Genomic DNA, 17685 nt, shown 5'->3' on the forward strand with positions numbered 1-17685 from the left:
ATCGTCGAGCGTACGACGGCATCGGAAAGTGAGCAGTATGGGTTGGCTCGACAGTTGCCATGCGTATGGCGCTTCACGCGATCTCGTGAAAAGCCTGTGGCCCGAATACCATCAGCCGCCAGTGTCGACAAAGGCCAACTAGGGCATCGACATTCCATGGTGCCGCTGCCGCAAACGAGGATGCAATTCGCACGAGCGGTGTCTCGCGAAAATTGCGCGTCGCCGGCATTCGCTGCAATCGGGCAATGCACGACAGGCGTCGCGCTCCAGTCGTTGCGCGCGGCCGCGGCTCCGCTTCGGCTGGCTTGATCGCCGGCAATCAGAACACGCCGAGTGCAAGGCCCGCAGCGAGCCCCGCGCCGACCTCCGCGCAGCGCGCGAGATCCTCGCTGCCAATCGTCTTCGGCGCGAGGATCCGCTCCGGCGTTTGCGCATGGGTGCAAACGATCAGGCCCGGCATCACATTCCTGAGCCGCCATCCGGTCGCGATCCGGTCGATCTGACGCAGCGCGTTCTGACCGTCGCTGCCAGCACAGATCATCGCCGCATAGGGGCGGCCGTTCACGCGATCGAGCGCAGGGTAGTAACAGCGATCGAAGAAGTCCTTCATCAGCCCGGACATCGCGGCGAGATTTTCCGGCGTAGCGAACAGATAAGCGTCGGCGGCGAGTACGTCGTCCGCGCTGGTCGCATCCGCACGCTGCAATCTGACGTCGACGCCGGATTGCTCGCGCGCGGCATCCGCAGCCGCTTCGGCCATCTGCTGCGTGCCTCCGGTCATCGTGTGATAGACGATCAACAGCGTCTTCATCGGTTTTCGCTCACATTCGGTTTCATTTGCGCCTGCCGCACGCGCCGGTACGGCTCAATCCGGCTACGTCGACGTCCGTATCAGTGCCTGCGTCCGCTGGTTGTCGAATGGCGCTTTCCTCGACGCAGAGGATGAGGCTCGCCTTGCGTATATCGACGCAATTGTTCCGCTTCGCGCTTCGCACGACGCGCGGTCAATCCCGCCCGGTACCTTACACACCGGCGTGGTCTGCGCGCGAGTAGTACGCAAGAAACATGTCGGCAGCCGTTTCCGCGACCTTCTGTTGTTCCTGCGCGCCGAGCGGCGGCTGGCCCATCGTCACTTGCGGCCAGAACGCGAACGCTTTCACGATCCCGTGCAGTTGATGCGCGGCGAAAACGGCATCGGTCACCGACAACCGGCCAGCCGCCGCGGCTGCACGAATCCAGACCGTCACGTCTTCTTCGCGCTCGCCCATGCGTTCGACCATGTCGCGCGCGCGTTCCGGCGAATGGATAGCCGCACCGATCGCGACGCGGGCAAGTGCAAGAAATGCTTCGTCATTCAGCAACCGCAACTTGCGGCCCAGCAGCGCGAGCAGTTGATCGCGCAGTGGGACGTCGGCGCAGTAGGCCGGCGCGCCGGCGCTCAGCGTCGCGTCCCACAGCTGATGCAGGATCGCCGCGAACAATGCTTCCTTGCCCGGGAAATGGTTGTAGACGGTGCGCTTCGACACGTCCGCGCGCGCTGCGATGCGATCCATGCTGGTCCCGTCATAGCCAGCCGCAAGGAATTCCTCGATCGCCGCGGCGAGTATTGCCGCACGCTTTCGGTCGGTCAGCCGTTGAGGAGAAATGCTCGTATTCATTCAAAAAATTTTACACCCCTGAGTTTACTTTTCCCAGGGATAAACTACACTGCTCGGTGTACTTTATTTTCCGGACGAATCGACATGGCTTCGCCTCTCGTATTTCTTCATCGCGTACTGGGTTTCGCCGCCGCCAGGCGTGGCCGCACACTGTCCGGCGAGTCGCCGCAGCACAACGGCGAACGCTTCAGCAACGTTGCACCGGCACCGGCCGAAGGCTTCGGCAAAACACTTGGCATCGCATGGAACATGCTGATCAACAAGCCACGCAACACGGTTCCGACAGGCGCATTGCCCATCGATTCACTGACTCGAGAACAACTCGGCGCGGCCCCCGACCGCAGCCTGTATCGGCTAGGGCATTCAACACTGCTGTTGAAACTGCGCGGCGAATTCTGGTTGACCGATCCTGTATTTGCCGAACGCGCATCGCCGTTCCGGCGCATCGGCCCCAAGCGCTTTCATGCGCCGCCGATCGCGCTCGTGGACCTCCCGCCGTTGCGTGGCGTGCTCCTGTCGCATGATCACTACGATCACCTCGACCGTGAAACGGTGCTCGCACTTGCAGCCACCACTGGCGTGTTCGTTACGACGTTGGGCGTCGGCGACCGGCTGATCGAATGGGGTATCGACGCGAAAAAGGTACGCCAGATCGACTGGTGGCAAAGTGTCGACGTCGATGGTCTGACGCTGACCGCGACACCGGCACAGCACTTCTCCGGACGCAGCCTGTTTGACGGCAACAGCACGCTGTGGGCGTCTTGGGTCATCGTCGACGACGATTTGCGGGTGTTCTTCAGCGGCGACACCGGCTACTTCGACGGTTTCCGGACTATCGGCGAACGGCTTGGGCCCTTCGACGTGACGCTGCTCGAGACCGGGGCATACGACCCACAATGGCCCTACGTGCACATGCAACCGGAAGAAACCGTGCAAGCGCACATCGACCTGCGCGGTCGCACGCTGATGCCGATTCACAACGGCACGTTCGATCTCGCGATGCACCGTTGGCAAGAGCCGTTTGAGCGCGTCACCGCGTTGGCCATGGTACGCGGGGTCGAGTTGTCGACACCCAGGATGGGCGAGCGACTCGATCTGAATGCGCCGCATCGCGGCGAACGTTGGTGGCGAACGGTCGATGAGCCAGCAAAGACTCTAGCAACGAAGACGCGCTGGTGGCAGCAGCTGTGCGTATGGCAGGCGACGAAGTAGGTTCGCTGGCCGCGGCGGTTTCTGGACGAGAACGCCGCGGCGGTGAATTTTCCTGGTGATATACGGCTTGGCAACGGACTCTTTGGTCGATCGTCGGCGACGATGATCAATCGCCCCGACAGCAGATACCCGGCGAAGGCCGAGATATACACGGTGGAACCAATTGTGGCGATGCGCTTCACCTTCTTGACGCAAAGTCTGCAAATTCCCGCTCCATCTCCACAGTGATAGATACAGGCCAAGCCCATCGGAATCTGCCTTCCGAGGCCGTCTGTAGAATCCGTCTTAGCTCAGCGCCGCCGTTGGGACGAGGCGCCCGCTTCGGTTTCTCCCGTCACGTACAGGTTTGCAATCCGGCGCCGACGGCGCCGCGCGTTGTCACGTGACAACTAGCGATGACGAACTCATTACACCTATTGAATCCCCTGCTGGCCTGTTCCGCGCGATGTCTTAATTCCCCGCAGATCGATCGAACTGCGCGTCCATACGCGAAACGTATCATTTATCACAAAACACGTTTCAATTGATACGTCATTGCTTCAGCCGTCATTATCTAGACCCAATAGCGCGCCCCGGATTCATGCGCCCCCATTTCAACCGCCGTCGATGCTCATTTTGCGTGAAACAACATGAAGAAAGTAGCGCAACCCATTGCTAGGCAAGGGTTTCCGCACAGACACCCATTTAGAAGAATTGTTTCACGCCCTGCTGATTTCCGCCATTTCCCCTCGGCGACGCGCAGGAATTCGCGCCCCAAAAGCGCATCAAGAATGTGAGACGCCGCCGATGCTCTCGATCGTCCGATCGACGGCCCACACAATAAGACTCTGCCGTACCCCTCCCCTGTCTCATCGTCGTCACCTGTAGATGCAGGTCAGCCCATTTATTAGGGCCATATCACTCGCTGGAATTAGTGTTCCATCGGACGCTGAGAGCATGCCCGCTCGGGCGTGTCTAGAGATGACATCAATTTGCTCGGCCAACATAGATCACTCACTTATCCCCGGCTAGCCAATCACCTCCTCGCACTTTGTCACTGACGATGCCGCGTCGATGTCGGGCGATCCTTTCGGCGCCCATCCGCAACGGTTGTCACGTGACAACAACCCGATCGCTTTCGCGTCAGTGACCTGGTCCAATCGAACACGACCAACCCATATATCCCATGAACTTCTTCACGCCCGCGACTTCTACAGTGGGTGCGCCGAGGCTGACGATATGTGTCCAGAAGCAACGCCTTGCCGGGTTGTCACGTAACAACACGCAGCAGTCGCCAGCACCAGCACCAGCACCAGCACCAGCACCAGCACCAGCACCAGCACCAGCACCAGCCGTCATATCTGAACACAGACCGCCGTAATGAGGAGCGAGGAAAAAAGCACCGGAATTATCGGCGCGCGTCGCATCGGCATGCCTGCCGTCGAGCACCATTTGAGATCCGGGCCAGCCAAATTCGACTTGTCACGTGACAACTTTGCATCCCGACGCCGCCGAGGGCCACAAGCTGAATGCCAAACTACGGCAGAATTCTCACCGGTCGCGAGACACATTCGGGAATCGGCACTGTGACCTCTTTTCGCTACCAGCACTGAAGTCCTCAGTACTTCATCAGCACCTTCCGTCTCGAATGCAATGCCATCTATTTTTATTTTTCACCCACTTTCAAATCACAAATACTTGCTTGCCATTTGACGTACTTGTCACGTGACAACAACATCTATAAGAAAATTTCCCTTTTCATATAGCACTTTCTGGACTTTCCAACAATAAATGCATATATTACGAAAAACTCCTAGGAGGGAATTTAATGGCTTTCAAGATCGCCGTCAGTAATCAAAAAGGTGGTACTGGAAAGACCACCATCTCCGTCAATATCGCTGCTGCCTTCGAGGCAGGTGGCAACAAGGTCGCCTTGATCGATGCCGACCCTCAAGGCACATCAGTGAGATGGGTGACGAGCGGTGAAAATACGCTCCCGATGACGGTTCTGTCGTTGGCCCCCGCCGGCCGGGGCATCGGCGGCGAGATCAAGAAGCAGGATGCGAATTTCGATGTGATCGTCGTCGACTGCCCGGGCAACCTCGAAGACCCACGCATCGCGTCCGTGCTCGAGGTCGCCGATTTCTGCCTCGTGCCGCTGTCTCCGTCGCCGGCCGACCTGTATAGCACCGTCGCGATGATTCGCATGATCGAATCGATGCGTGCCGTTCGTAACCCGAATTTGTCTTCCGCATTGATGCTGAATAGCGTCAATGGAAAAACTAAAATGCGAGAAGAAATTCTAAAAATTCTAAGGGCTGAAGAAATAGGGGAGCATCTGCTCGACAGCCAGATCGCGCAGCGCGAGGTCTACCGGCAGACGTTCGCCCTCGGCACCACAATCCATCATCACAATCGATACCTGAAGGGGCTGAAGGAAGCCCGCGCGGAAATCGAGAGACTGGTCACCGAAATGGCCCAATACATCGCGTCGACGCGCGCTACCGGAGCCGCTCATGGCTAAGGACACATCGAAAGAGAAGAAGCCGACCGGCAACCTGCATCTCGCAGCCGGCTTGCTGCGTGGGCTCGCACAGGAAAACGCGGCGCTGGAAACGCGCCTGCCGGAGCCGACGCCCGCGTCGAATCCCGCCGCCGAAGCCGCCCCCTCCGTCGCCCCGACCGCCGCCTCCGACGCGCTCGACCTGGGCGCGCCGCAGAAGGTAGCGGTCAAGGACTGCATCCCGAACCCGTTCAACCCGCGCGTGTTCTATTCCGAGTCGAGCCTGCACGAGCTCGCTTTGACGTTGAAGCGGGAAGGACAGATCGAGCCGATCAAGGTCACGCGTCTCCCGGAGTTTCCCGGCAAGCTCGTCGTGATCGACGGGCAACGCCGCTTGCGCGCGACGAGCATCAACGGCGACGAAACGATCAACGCGACGTTTCGCACGGACCACACACCCGAGCAGCTGTACACGATCGCGTATCGCGCCAACCACGACCACGAACGCCAGACCATCTTCGACGATGCAGTCGCATGGAAGCGTCTCCTCGACGAAAAGGTCTTCCCCGACCAGAACACGCTCGCGGAGAAGATCGGCAAGGACAAGGCATCGATCAGCAAGACACTATCGCTGAACGCACTGCCGAACACGCTGCTCGAACGGATGGCCAGCGCGAACGATGTGGTCGGGTTGCAGGCCGCGTACTTCCTGAAACTGATTTTCGAGCGCCTAGGCGAACCCGCTGCCGACCGCCTGCTCACGGCGGTGATCGACCGTAAAAAGTCGGTGCGCGACCTCGAGAATTTCCTGCGTGCACAGAGCGACGGCAACAAGAAGACGGGGCGCACGCGTTACAGCGTTCGACACGATTTCGCGCTCGAATCACGCGCGATCGGTCAGCTGAAAACCTATCCGGACGGGCGTCTGGATCTGCAACTGAAGGGAGTCGATGCGTCCCATCAGGAAGCGCTCGCCGACCGGCTAAAGACCGTGATCGATGCATACGTCGCCGAACTGGCGGTAGCCGCGCAAAAGTAAAAGAAGGCGCCCAAAAGCAAAGGCCTCGCACCTGCATGGCACCGCGCGTCGGATGAAGTCCGGTGCACGGTGCATGCCAGGCTGCGAGGCCTTGATCAGTTGGTCGCGAGGCTGCTTTTCAGCAGGAATTCCAGCAAATCGTCTGAGGTGGGTTCGCCCCAGGTGTCGAGCGCCAGCCACCGGAAGAAGCTGGTTTGCGCCAGCTTGCTCGCCTTCTTCTTCGGCGACAGCGTGAGATCCTTCGACCCGGCCACCGTTTCGTTGTAGCGCTCGATCAGCTTGGTCTGGTCGTCGATCTCCAGCTCGCGGAAATACGCGCCGGCTTCGTCGACCTTCGCGGCCAGGTACTTGTCGCGAATCTGTTCCTGCTTGCTCTGCCCGGATTCCTTTGCCGGCGCGGCCGTCTCGGTCCCCTGTCCGTCGGCCAGCGTATAGCCGTGCGTCAGCGCCTTGCGGAAATACGCGGCCACGTTGTCGACCGGCGCTGCATTCTTTTTCGTAGTCCGATTGAGCGTATAGGCGATCGCCGCCTTGATGCGCTGCACACCGTACTGCGTAATCAACCGACGCGCTTCCGAACGCGGGATGCCGAACTTGGCGACCTCGTCGACGAGTGCTTCGTTCTTGACGTCGCCTTCCTCGACCGTATCCGCGCTCTGCTTGCGCGTCACCTTGAACTGGACGGCCTCCACGCTGCGACCTGACTTGTGTTCGATCAGCTCGAGCGTGTGGTCGGAAACTTCGTTCACCTCCTGAATGCACGGCACCAGGACCTTGCTCTTGAAGAGCTTGTACTCCTTATAAGACTGCGACGCCTTGTCCTGACCGAGAATGAGATCACGGAATTTCGGCAGTGGAATTTTTGCCGTGATGCCGATCCCCTCGTAGCGCACCGTGTTTTCCCAAAGGGCAAGCGAGTGCGAGCGCCGAAACTCGCGCGCGATCCGCATATCGATGAGCGCGTAGATTTCCGGATTGAGCAGCTCGCTGCGAATCTGGTCGGAGAAGCTGTACTTCAGCACAGATTGCTCGAGCTCGGCGCCGGCGAGCAGGCCTGACGCCTTCCACACCGTCGAGCGGTCGGCGGCAAGGTAGTCCCAGTTGACGACGGTACTGATCAGCGAGTTGACCGTGTCCTTCACATACTTCGTGTTGTTGCTGTTCAACCCGCTCTCGTGCGACAGCGCGGCGATCGAGATCGAAAAGCTCGTCCGGCCGGGCTCGAACGCTTCCTGACGAAGGGCGTTCTTGATCAGCGAGCTGAACATCTTGCGCTGCTGCAGACCGATCTTTCCGGACTTCGGAGCGATATGAATTGCCTGGACCGCCTTGCGCAGCAGATCGGGGGGCTCGGGCGTCTGAAATAGCGAAACCTGCTTGTCGGAGCCTTTGATTGCGGGCTTGCGCGGCATCGTGATGTCCGGAGAAGGTGACCGTGTTGATGGCGGACTTTATACCTTTTCGAGCCATCGAGCAACGCCTTAATCTCCAGTATCACTTTCACTATCGTCGATAAAGCATTGTCTCAAAATGAAAAATTCCATTTTCACGATTTGTGCGAAAGCCCATATCCATATACCTTTCCACCAAAAACAGCTCCCAAAACCTGCTACCTGTGTTGGCTGTCGCCAGAATCCGGCACGGGACTTGCCCTACTGAAGGTACCCATTCATGGGAAATAATCCGGTGGAACTGGATGTGCGGACCCGATTCGTGGTGCCCTGCAACACGGTCTGCGATCTCCCATAAAGCGCTACCTTTAGCACGTCCCATGGATAGGTACCTATCAAGATCCGCCAGCTTGGCGTTTTATCTTCATCTGTGGCAGGCAGGCGGAAATACCTCCCATAAATGACTACCTTAAGATTTCCCCACAGATGGTGACCTATCCGCAGGCCTGATCCTGTTTATGGGACCCCAGTTCCTCAGGAACAAGCAGAATGAGATCATTCTGTCCGCGCCGCCACCCATAAACGACTACCTGGAATCCATCCCATAACCGGCAACCCAATATGAAATGCTGTGCACGGCACCGTAGACGAACAAGCAAGAGGGCACCATAAACGGGTACCTATAGATTCCCCCATAGATAGCTACCTGAGGCGTTTTTGGGCCCGATTCCCATAGCTGGCTACGCGTGCCCCATATCCACAACCCCCATTTCCCACAGCGCGGTACCCGATTCCCCAAATCCACAGACCTGAAACCCCATATTCTTCCGCCTGTGCCCCCATAAATGGGTACCGAACCCCTGTCAAACCCTTACCAGACAAGGCTGTGAGCCGTCTAAAAGTAGTTAAAGATGTAAACGTTGTTTATCAAAGATGTAAACACACGTGCGCCTGTGCAGAAAAACAACCCCCATAAACCGCTACCCAAGCGAACCAGTGAGGCTCGACAAGCACAGCAATCCTGACGCAAGGCCTGTGGATCCCTCGATATCTGCCTCATTTTGCAAGCGTTCCAGGCCTGACAAGGCTTCCAATGAAGGTGAGTACCTACTAACAAATGCTCAAACGTAGAAACTTATGGGAGGGAATTGGTGTTTTCGGGACATAGGTTCCCACCTATGGGATTGAAAAATGCAGGCAGCGGTCCGTTTTCCGTCAGGGATTACCCGCAGACGACGGCAGCCCCGCTCGACACAGAAGCACCGCGAGTTTCCGTCACGGCGGTGAAAAATCGCCGGAATTCATTCTCAGGCCGTTTTTTTTGCGTCAGCGCCGGGGCTTCCGCGGAAAAGTCTTCGGCTGTCACGTGTTGATCTGCCTGTCACTTTCCAGTCGATGGCGCGTGCACAGACGAAATTGGCTGGCTCTCGACCCGCTCATTCTTCATCGCGGTTTTCTACCTTTTGGTCAGTATCGGATTTGGTACAGCGTTCCGATCGACGCGACCAGAATCGCATCGCTGTGCCGATCGAGACGCTGACCGCGGCCGCTTGATCACGACGATCCTGGCAACTGCCTCGAACGTGAGGCTGGCGTCATCAACATGGCTCATCCTCATCGGATCCGCACTCGACTCCCGAAAATTCTCACCGCTGGAAGTTGCCCCGTCCTGTAAAAGCTCACCTACAAGGTGTCCGTCGGATTAACAAACCGTGCGCGCGACGCCTCCGCACCAGATGCGGCCGCACAATGGAAAAGCTGTGATGAATGCGCCACGCGCTGGACGTGTCGCCGTCCTTGCCGCACAAGCTCGAGACGCTTCGTGACGTCGGTACGATGCCAAGCGCCACGCATTCGCACAGGCGACCGCTCGCGTGATGCTCGTGCGCAATCGTGAACGAATGCCGATCGAAGAGTTCACCTTGCGCGGCGAAGGTCGCCTCTACCTGCAAACGTCATCTCCCACATCTGGCGACGAATAGAATCGAACAGGTAGCCATGCGTGCGACATGCGGGGGAATGCGACAGGCTCGGTGCAGAATGAATCGTGGTCGTTTATGGGAGGAACCGTCGTTCGCGCGGGAGCGAGTCACAACATGGCGCACAGGTTCGCGATTTCGTCGTCTATCCCGCTCATGGGGCGACGATCGCATTGCACGAGCAGCAGATTCCACAGGTGAAACAGTCGGCGTCGTGCGAGTGCATGCATCACCGAAATCGATCTCATCCTCATCGGCAATCTGCACCGTATCGGTGGAACGATCCGCTTCGCCACGCGGTTGCCGCGGTCGTGCATGCTGAGTGATTCCCGAGCGCGATGCGTCGTCGTGGCCCCTGCAAAACGCGGATCGGGCGGGCGCGGGACACGTGACGATACGACGTCTCCCATACGTGTATCCCCAAGAATGCACGCATGATGGCGCCACATTTTTTGCAACGCGGTTATGATGCAAAGGCCCTGACCGCGACATGAAGACCGACCAGGGGCAGGGGCGGTATCTCGATGTGCTTTCACTCCGTGATCAATCAGAAAAGAGAGTTCAGCGATGCGAATCCAGATCAAAAAACTGACGCTGGCTGCTACAGCAGCAGCGTTCCTCTTCGGCTCGGCCGCTCCGGTGTTCGCGCAGACCGACGCCAGCGCACCGGCCGCATCCGCCGCATCGGATGCGAAAGCCGCGAAGCGTGAAGCACGCAAGGCAGCTCGGGCAAAACGCAAAGCCGAACACAAGGCAGCGCGCGCGAAGAACAACGCCGAGCTGAAGAAACTCGAAGACGCTGGTTACAAGCCGGCGGCCAACGATCCGAACTATCCGCAGAATCTGCAGAACGCTGAGAAGAAGGCGGGCGAAGCCGCTGGCGCAAGCCAATAAGCGTTCCCCTCACGAGACAAACCCCGGTGCGAACCGGGGTTTGTCGTTTATGCTGCTGAAACGCGATGCGCGACCGGTCATCGTGCAGGTGTGACATCCGAGTCAATTGATTCGGTATCCTTCGTTTCTCGGTGAGATGTCTGCCATCTCGATGCGTTGAATCTTCCTGCTCTCCGTGAACGACACGCGCCATTCTGCTTGTTCAGTCTCAGAGGAATCCTACGGAATACAACAGATCGCTGGATGAATCACGAGACGAAAAACGATCATGCACGAGCAATACGGCTCCGCACAAAGGCACACGAAACCCGCACCAATTGAGACGGTGCGCGTGGCGCAACGACTGGTCGCCGACATATCGACTTGGTCAGCGCCGCGCTTCCGCCGTCGCGTTCCCAGTCGCTTTTAACCAGTCCTTGAAGGCCCGCACGGCTTCGTCTTCCGCGCGCGCAGTCGCCACGTAAGTGAAATAGCGCCACGGCGGCAGTGCCGGTTCGCTGAACGGCCGCACCAGCCGGCCTTCGGCGATGTCGTCCGCGACGAGCGCGATCGGCCCCATTGCGACACCGAGGCCGTCGAGCGCGCCCTGCAGCGTCAGATAGAAATGCTCCAGCGTGAGCGAATGCCGCGGCACCAGATTCGCGTGCCCGGCCGCCGCGAGCCACTCGGGCCACATACCGGGGTACGTCGCCGCGTGCAGCAGCGTGAAGCCGGCGAGATCAGCCGGCGTACGCAACGGCCGGCCCTCGAGCAGCTTCGGCGCGCATACGGGCAGCCGGATTTCGGACAGAAACTCCTCGGCAACATATCCGTCGATCGCTTGCGGGCCGCCGCGGACGATCAGGTCGACCTTGTCACGCAACTTCTCGATCGGCTCGTTCGACGTTGACAGCCGCACCTCGATGGCCGGATGCGCTACCTGGAACGACGACAGCTTGGGCACGAGCCAGCGCAGCGAAAACGTCGCGGGCGCGCTGACGCGCAGCACGCGCTGCTGCCCCTGGCCGAAATGCTGCGCGGTGGCGAGCGCGATCCGGTCGAACGATGCACCGACCTCGGCAAGGTATACGCGACCGGCGTCGGTCAGTTCGACGCGCCGGTTGTGCCGCTCGAACAGCGGTCGGCCAAGCCATGCCTCGAGTTGCTGAACATGCCGGCTGATCGCGCCATGCGTCACGCACAGCTCGTCGGCGGCGAGCGTGAAACTGCCGAGGCGGGCCGCGGCTTCGAAGGCGCGCAGCGAATTCAATGGAGGGAGTCGTCGGGCCATGCATCGTTTCGTGTGAAATTTACTCACACGACTGCTCAGATTTAATCGTTTGATCGGGTGATCCTAGTCCGCCAATATGGCACACGAACGGCCGATGCGGCCGAAACGGATGTCTGGATTTCTCACATGGAGTATGGAGCATGCCGAACGTGGTGGTGGTGGGCGCCCAATGGGGCGACGAAGGCAAGGGGCGCGTCGTGGACTGGCTGGCGGCGCAGGCCGATCTCGTCGCACGCTACAACGGCGGCCACAACGCGGGCCATACGCTGGTCGTCGGCAACAAGACCTACAAGCTCGCGCTGCTGCCGAGCGGGATTGTGCGTGGCAAGCGCGGCGTGATCGGCAACGGCGTGGCGCTCGATCCGGAGGCGCTGCTGGACGAGATCGGGCGGATGGCCCAACTCGGGCTGTCGGTGACGCCGGACAATCTGTCGATCGCGGAGAACGCCACGCTGGTCCTGCCGATTCACCGTGCGATCGACCAGGCGCAGGAGCGTCTGCGTCGCGAACCCATCGGCACCACGCTGCGCGGGATCGGGCCAGCTTACGAGGACAAGGTTGGGCGCCGCGGGCTGCGGGTCGCGGATCTGGCCGAGCCGGGCCGGCTTGCCGACAAGCTCGACGTGCTGGTCGATCACCACAATGCATGGTTCCGCGGCCTGGGGCTCGAGCCGTGCTCGCGCGACGCGATGCTGGCAACGCTGGTCGACATCGCGCCGAAGATCCTCCCGTTCGCGCGTCCCGTGTGGGCCGACCTCAACGACGCGAACGACCGCGGCGAACGCATCTTGTTCGAGGGCTCGCAGGCCGTGATGCTCGACATCGACTGGGGCACCTATCCGTTCGTGACGTCGTCCGGCACCGTTGCATCGGCCGCGGCGGCCGGCACAGGGCTCGGCGCGTCGAAACTCGGCCACGTGCTGGGCGTAACCAAGGCGTACGCGACGCGCGTCGGCGGCGGCCCGTTCCTCACCGAACTGACCGACGCCACCGGCGAAACGCTGCGCGCGCGCGGGCAGGAGTTCGGCGTCAACACCGGCCGGCCGCGCCGCTGCGGATGGCTCGATGCCGCGCAGTTGCGGCAGGCCGTCCGGATTTCGGGTATCGATTCGCTCGCGCTCACCAAGCTCGACGTACTCGACGGCTTCGCGTCGATCGAGCTGTGCGTCGGCTACGAGCTCGATGGCGCACGCGTCGACCATCTGCCCGCGAGCCTCGATGCGCAGGCGCGCGCAACGCCCGTCTACGAAACGTTCGCCGGGTGGGACGGCACCGTGAAGGGCGTGCGCGAGTGTGCGGCGTTGCCGCGTGCCGCGCAGAATTTCATCGCGCGCGTCGAGGCGGTCGCAGGTGCGCCCGTATCGATGATCACGACCGGCGCCGAGCGCGACGACACGATCGTGCTGAGCAACCCCTTCGAGCAGGGCTGAGCGCGACGCGCACGTGCAATGCGTGCGCGGCAGGCCGCCGCCGTGCGGCCTGCATCGATCCGATGCCGGCAGCGGTTGTCGCGTGAGCGAGGGCCCGCCGGAGCGGCGCACGGCAAACTGGACACGCCTGCACCGCTGCGGTACTGTTCCGCACAATTCGCGCCAGACCGGGCTGTGCCGGGGCGGGCGCCGCCGCGAAGCGATTTCAATCCCGGGGACATGTCGATGGACACGTTACAGATGATGCGCATTTTCGTCCGGGTGGCGGAGGAGGGCAGCTTCACGAGCGCGGCCCAGCGCCTGGACATCACCACCGCCTATGCTTCTCGTTCGGTCGCGCAACTCGAAACGCATCTGCGCACGCGTCTGCTCAACCGGAGCACGCGCCGCATCGCATTGACCGACGCCGGACAGCGCTATCTCGACCGCTGCCAGCGCATCCTCGGCTATATCGACGAAGCGGAAGCCGAGGCGGCCGACGCGCAGGCGAAGCCGTCGGGGCGCCTGCATGTGCACGCGACCACAAGTTTCGGCCAGGCCTACGTGGTGCCCGCGGTGGTGCGATACCGGCAGCGCTATCCGTCGGTGGCGGTCGAACTTACGCTGTCGCAGCACGTGCCCGACATCATCGACGAAGGTTACGACGTGTCGCTGCAGTTGAGCGCGACGGAGCTGCCCGACTCGGGCCTGGTGTCGCAGCGTCTCGGCGATGTTCACAGCGTGCTGTGCGCGTCGCCCGCGTACCTGAAGGAGCGCGGCACGCCGCGCACCGTGCGCGATCTCGAAGCGCATTCGTGCCTGCAGATCGTCACGCCGATCTTTCCACGCGACCGCTGGCACCTCGACGGCCCCGACGGTCGCGAGACATTCGAGCTGCCGCTGCCGGACTTCCAGGTGAACATCGCCGATGCGCTCGGCGCCGCGCTGCGCGCCGGCCTCGGGATCGGCTCATTGCCGATGTCGAGTGCGGTGCCCGCCCTGGCGAACGGCGCGCTGGTTCGCGTGTTGCCCGAGTACCGGCTGCAGAAGCTGACGGTCTACACGCTGTATGCGTCGCGCCAGTACCTCGACGCGAAGATCCGGACGTTCGTCGATTTCCTGCGGGAATGCGTGCCCGAAATGCTGGCCGCCGACGAGGCCGCGCTGCGCGGTTCCTGCGAGTCGTGAGCGGAGGCGAACAACGAGTTTCGGGTCGAATGACTCGGCACTTGCAACGTCGTCCGTGAATCGACGTTCAGCCGTGCGGGATATTTTGCATACCGAACTTGATGATGACGGCACTGCGGCATGACGTCTTCGATTGGATGCGTCGATCGACTCGCGCGTTTATGAGAACCCCAGTCCGGAGCCGGCCGTGCCACTCGCATTTCGTCGTGCGTGCTTCGGTGTCGAACCCGTGATGCGCGAGACGGTCGCATAAGAAATTCATCCCATAAACGACAACGCCACGGCTGCAAGTCCGTGGCGTTTCGCTTCATGAGGATCGTTACCCGTCAGCGGCAGGTGCCTGCTGCGGTATTACTGCTGCTGGCCCCAGAGCGTGCGCCCGAAGAACGTCAGCGTGCGGTCCCACGCGATCTGCGACCACACCGGATCGAACTGCGTGCCGCCGATGCGGCCGGGGCCGACGGCCGTTTCGTTCGCGAACGCGTGATGGGCGAGATAGCGGTGGAATTCGATACCGACCTTCGCGTCGGTCAGCTTCTTCTCCAGCGCATCGACCTGGTCGATCGCGAAGAACGCATCCTGGGTACCCCAGTGACCCATCAGCGGCACCTTGATCTTCGACGGATCGAGGTAGTCAAGCGGAGGGAAGCCGTACCACGTGACGCCGGCATCGACATCGGCGAACTGCAGCGACAGCAGAGTGAGAGCGCCGCCCATGCAGAAGCCGGTGACCGCCACGCGCGACGCGCGCGTCTTCAGGTATTGCACTGCGCCGGGAATGTCCTGCGACGCGGCGTCGCCGAAATCGAGGCCGGTCATCAGGTGGTGCGCTTCTTCCTCCTCGACCGTCGACTTGCCGCGATACAGGTCGGGCACGAGCGCGAAGTAGCCGCAGCGCGCGAGGCGATCGGCAACGCCGCAGATCTGGTCGTTCAGGCCCCACCACTCCTGGATGACGACGACCGCGGGTGCGCCTTCGGTCTTTTCCGGCGTCGCGAGGTAGCCCTGCAGTTCCTGGCCGTCGGGGCGGCGAAACGTGATCATGGAACCGGATGTTTGAGACATGAAACCGCTCCTTTTCGAAAAATGCGATGAGTGCGGCATCGGGTCGGCCAGCGAGTGAGGTATGCCCGGGTGACTCGAGGCTTCGCTCGCGTTCGCTTAGGCCGGCGCCGACCACGCGGCCATTCTATGCGCAAACGCCAGCCGTCTGCGTGAACGGTTCGGGGCTGCAACCGATCCACGCTGCGCATCGATCGTGCGTCGTGGAGCGCGCAAGTCGGAGCCACGGAATACACAACACCCCGCCCCGATGAACGGGAGCGGGGTGTTGCGTCGACAGCGCGCGTATCGAGGTACGCGCTGCGTACGTCGGTCTTACTGACCGAAATAGACCGAGTCTCGAGCGGTTTGCTTGACCGCGATCACGCGGCCGGCACGCACGCCGGCAGCGGCTTGCGCGCCGTAACCCGTTGCGTCGCTGTTCGTCACGCGGGCCTGCGCGGTTTGCAGCGCATTCGGATAGTGGGCGTCGGACACTTCCGGCTTGTAACCGGCTTGCTCGAGCTGCACGAGTTCTGCGCGGACCTGGGCGCGCGTCAGTTCGCCCGACGAGTTCGACTGGGCGAATGCGCCAACGGATGCGGTAAGGGCGGCGGCAGCGGCAACTGCGTAGATGAACGACTTCATGGTGACCTCCGGTTTTCGTAGATTTCGCGCTTCGCTTGTTGCGTTCAGCGGTTGATTGCATCGTAGCGATCGCGATACCGGTCGGAAATAGGCGTTCCAGCGAATAATTATTGCAACTGGGTAAACGATTCGCGGGGAAAGCGGGATTTTGTCTGATGATTATGGGTGTGCCGGCGCGCATTCGATGAGTGTGATTGGGGGCGCCGAACCAGGAGCTGGCGCGATCCGGGATAAAGGTGTATTGCAACCGCACGCCGACTTCGGCCGATGGAAAGATCAATTAAGTCGGATAACGAAGCATTGGTCGCGAACAAGGGGGTGTGTTCGCCCCTCGCTGTGCAATCCGGGCCGACTCCGCCTTCTCGCACATCGACGTGAGTATTAGCGGCCGCATCGTCGTGCGTACCGCGTCACTCACTCCTCGACGACCGACTGTCGTTTCCGGTATTCCGCGGGCGTGACCCCGACGTGCCTCGCGAACGACCGTCTGAGCGTATCGACATTCGCGAAGCCGCATTTTGCGGCGACCTGCTTCGGCGTGTCATGTCCGTTTTCGAGCAGTTGCCGGGCAGCGGAGATTCGGGTCGCTTCGACCCACGCAGCCGGCGTCATGCCGACCTCCGCGCGAAAGAGCCGCGCGAAGTGGCGCGGGCTCATGCCCGCATGCTTCGCGAGTGCCGCCACCGAGTGTTCGAGTTCAGGATGGCTGGCGATCCAGCGCTGGACTTCCTGCAGCACGGAGCGCCCGGCCGGCCGTGCCTCGCCGCTGCGGCTGAACTGGAGCTGTCCGCCCGGGCGCTTGAAGAACATGACCAGTTGCGCGGCGACGCGCCGTGCGATTTTCCGGCCGAGATCTTCCTCGACCAGCGCGAGCGCGAGATCGAGCCCGGCCGTGACGCCCGCTCCGGTGCGCAGCTTGCCGTCGCGTACATACAGCGCGTCCGCTTCGACCGTGAGCGACGGATACGCATCGGCGAGCGCGTCGGCGGCGGCCCAGTGCGTCGTCAGGCGTCGTCCTTTCAGCAGGCCGGTCGCCGCGAGGATGAACGCGCCGGTGCAGATCGAGCCATACCGCTTGCTTTGCACGGCGGCCGAGCGCAGCCACGCGAGGACGTCGGTTCTCAGCGCGACCGCGGCGGCACCCGGCGCACCGGCGACGAGCAGCGTGTCGAGGCGATCGGGAATGTCGGGAGCGATCCAGTCGGCCAGCAATTGCGCGCCCGATGACGCGCGGATCGGCCCGGACTCGCTCGCGATGATCCGCAGCGTATAGAACGGCTTGCCGCATTCGGCGTTAGCCTGGGCGAATACGTCGAGCGGCGCGGAAACGTCGAGCAGTTGTACGCCCGGTACCGCGAAAATTCCCACGACCTTCGGCATGTTCGGTTGAGTGTTGTATCGATGTGTCGAACGTGACGCGTAGCAGTATAGACGCGCAACGCGAGGCGACGAGGGAGCATCGGCGCACTTCGCG

At 61.3% G+C, this 17685-nt stretch carries 14 protein-coding genes; 6 read left to right on the forward strand and 8 right to left on the reverse strand.

Annotation, left to right across the window (positions count from 1 at the left end):
* Positions 1-319: 319 nt before the first annotated feature.
* Both LGM71_RS25005 and LGM71_RS25010 read right to left on the reverse strand, forming a co-directional pair.
* The gene (locus LGM71_RS25005; protein ID WP_226116991.1) at positions 320-811 is read right to left on the reverse strand and encodes a flavodoxin family protein; all 492 of its coding nucleotides are present in this window, start codon (positions 809-811) and stop codon (positions 320-322) included.
* Between the two features lie 211 nt (positions 812-1022).
* Positions 1023-1658: a TetR/AcrR family transcriptional regulator gene (locus LGM71_RS25010; RefSeq protein ID WP_226116993.1), complete on the reverse strand. Its 636-nt coding sequence runs from the start codon at positions 1656-1658 to the stop codon at positions 1023-1025.
* 84 nt (positions 1659-1742) lie between these two features.
* On the opposite strand from LGM71_RS25010, the gene LGM71_RS25015 reads away from it, so the two are divergent.
* Complete coding sequence (locus tag LGM71_RS25015) at positions 1743-2870, forward strand: MBL fold metallo-hydrolase (RefSeq protein WP_226116995.1); 1128 nt, start codon at positions 1743-1745, stop codon at positions 2868-2870.
* A gap of 1122 nt (positions 2871-3992) precedes the next feature.
* Here the strand turns inward: LGM71_RS25015 and LGM71_RS25020 are convergent.
* The gene (locus LGM71_RS25020) at positions 3993-4301 is read right to left on the reverse strand and encodes a hypothetical protein (protein ID WP_226116997.1); all 309 of its coding nucleotides are present in this window, start codon (positions 4299-4301) and stop codon (positions 3993-3995) included.
* Between the two features lie 376 nt (positions 4302-4677).
* On the opposite strand from LGM71_RS25020, the gene LGM71_RS25025 reads away from it, so the two are divergent.
* Both LGM71_RS25025 and LGM71_RS25030 read left to right on the forward strand, forming a co-directional pair.
* The gene (locus LGM71_RS25025) at positions 4678-5373 is read left to right on the forward strand and encodes a ParA family protein (RefSeq protein ID WP_006759638.1); all 696 of its coding nucleotides are present in this window, start codon (positions 4678-4680) and stop codon (positions 5371-5373) included.
* Positions 5366-6391 carry a ParB/RepB/Spo0J family partition protein gene (locus LGM71_RS25030; protein WP_226116998.1) on the forward strand — a complete coding sequence of 342 codons (1026 nt, stop codon included), beginning with the start codon at positions 5366-5368 and terminating at the stop codon, positions 6389-6391. Before LGM71_RS25025 ends, LGM71_RS25030 begins: the two co-directional genes overlap by 8 nt.
* A gap of 95 nt (positions 6392-6486) precedes the next feature.
* Here LGM71_RS25030 and LGM71_RS25035 read toward each other — a convergent pair whose 3' ends face one another.
* A complete protein-coding gene (locus LGM71_RS25035; RefSeq protein ID WP_059682318.1) occupies positions 6487-7803 on the reverse strand; it encodes a replication initiation protein in 1317 nt (438 codons plus the stop codon).
* 2525 nt (positions 7804-10328) lie between these two features.
* On the opposite strand from LGM71_RS25035, the gene LGM71_RS25040 reads away from it, so the two are divergent.
* A complete protein-coding gene (locus tag LGM71_RS25040; RefSeq protein WP_044848822.1) occupies positions 10329-10655 on the forward strand; it encodes a hypothetical protein in 327 nt (108 codons plus the stop codon).
* 367 nt (positions 10656-11022) lie between these two features.
* On the opposite strand, the gene gcvA is transcribed toward LGM71_RS25040, so the two are convergent.
* A complete protein-coding gene (gene gcvA / locus LGM71_RS25045; protein ID WP_059600791.1) occupies positions 11023-11925 on the reverse strand; it encodes a transcriptional regulator GcvA in 903 nt (300 codons plus the stop codon).
* Positions 11926-12065: 140 nt separating this feature from the next.
* On the opposite strand from gcvA, the gene LGM71_RS25050 reads away from it, so the two are divergent.
* On the forward strand, positions 12066-13355 hold the full coding sequence (locus LGM71_RS25050; RefSeq protein WP_226116999.1) for an adenylosuccinate synthase: 1290 nt from the start codon (positions 12066-12068) through the stop codon (positions 13353-13355).
* A 225-nt stretch (positions 13356-13580) separates the two neighbouring features.
* Positions 13581-14522, forward strand: coding sequence for a LysR family transcriptional regulator (locus LGM71_RS25055; RefSeq protein ID WP_226117000.1), 942 nt, complete (start codon positions 13581-13583; stop codon positions 14520-14522).
* A 351-nt stretch (positions 14523-14873) separates the two neighbouring features.
* On the opposite strand, the gene LGM71_RS25060 is transcribed toward LGM71_RS25055, so the two are convergent.
* The 3 genes from LGM71_RS25060 to LGM71_RS25070 all read right to left on the reverse strand — a co-directional run bounded on the left by LGM71_RS25060 (position 14874) and on the right by LGM71_RS25070 (position 17591).
* Complete coding sequence (locus LGM71_RS25060; protein WP_226117001.1) at positions 14874-15587, reverse strand: dienelactone hydrolase family protein; 714 nt, start codon at positions 15585-15587, stop codon at positions 14874-14876.
* A 312-nt stretch (positions 15588-15899) separates the two neighbouring features.
* Entirely contained in the window at positions 15900-16211 is a 312-nt protein-coding gene (locus LGM71_RS25065; RefSeq protein ID WP_059682326.1) for a DUF4148 domain-containing protein, read from the reverse strand.
* A gap of 414 nt (positions 16212-16625) precedes the next feature.
* Positions 16626-17591 carry a GlxA family transcriptional regulator gene (locus LGM71_RS25070; protein WP_226117002.1) on the reverse strand — a complete coding sequence of 322 codons (966 nt, stop codon included), beginning with the start codon at positions 17589-17591 and terminating at the stop codon, positions 16626-16628.
* Positions 17592-17685: the final 94 nt, after the last annotated feature.

This window comes from Burkholderia sp. AU33545, from assembly GCF_020419685.1.
GTDB lineage: Bacteria > Pseudomonadota > Gammaproteobacteria > Burkholderiales > Burkholderiaceae > Burkholderia > Burkholderia diffusa.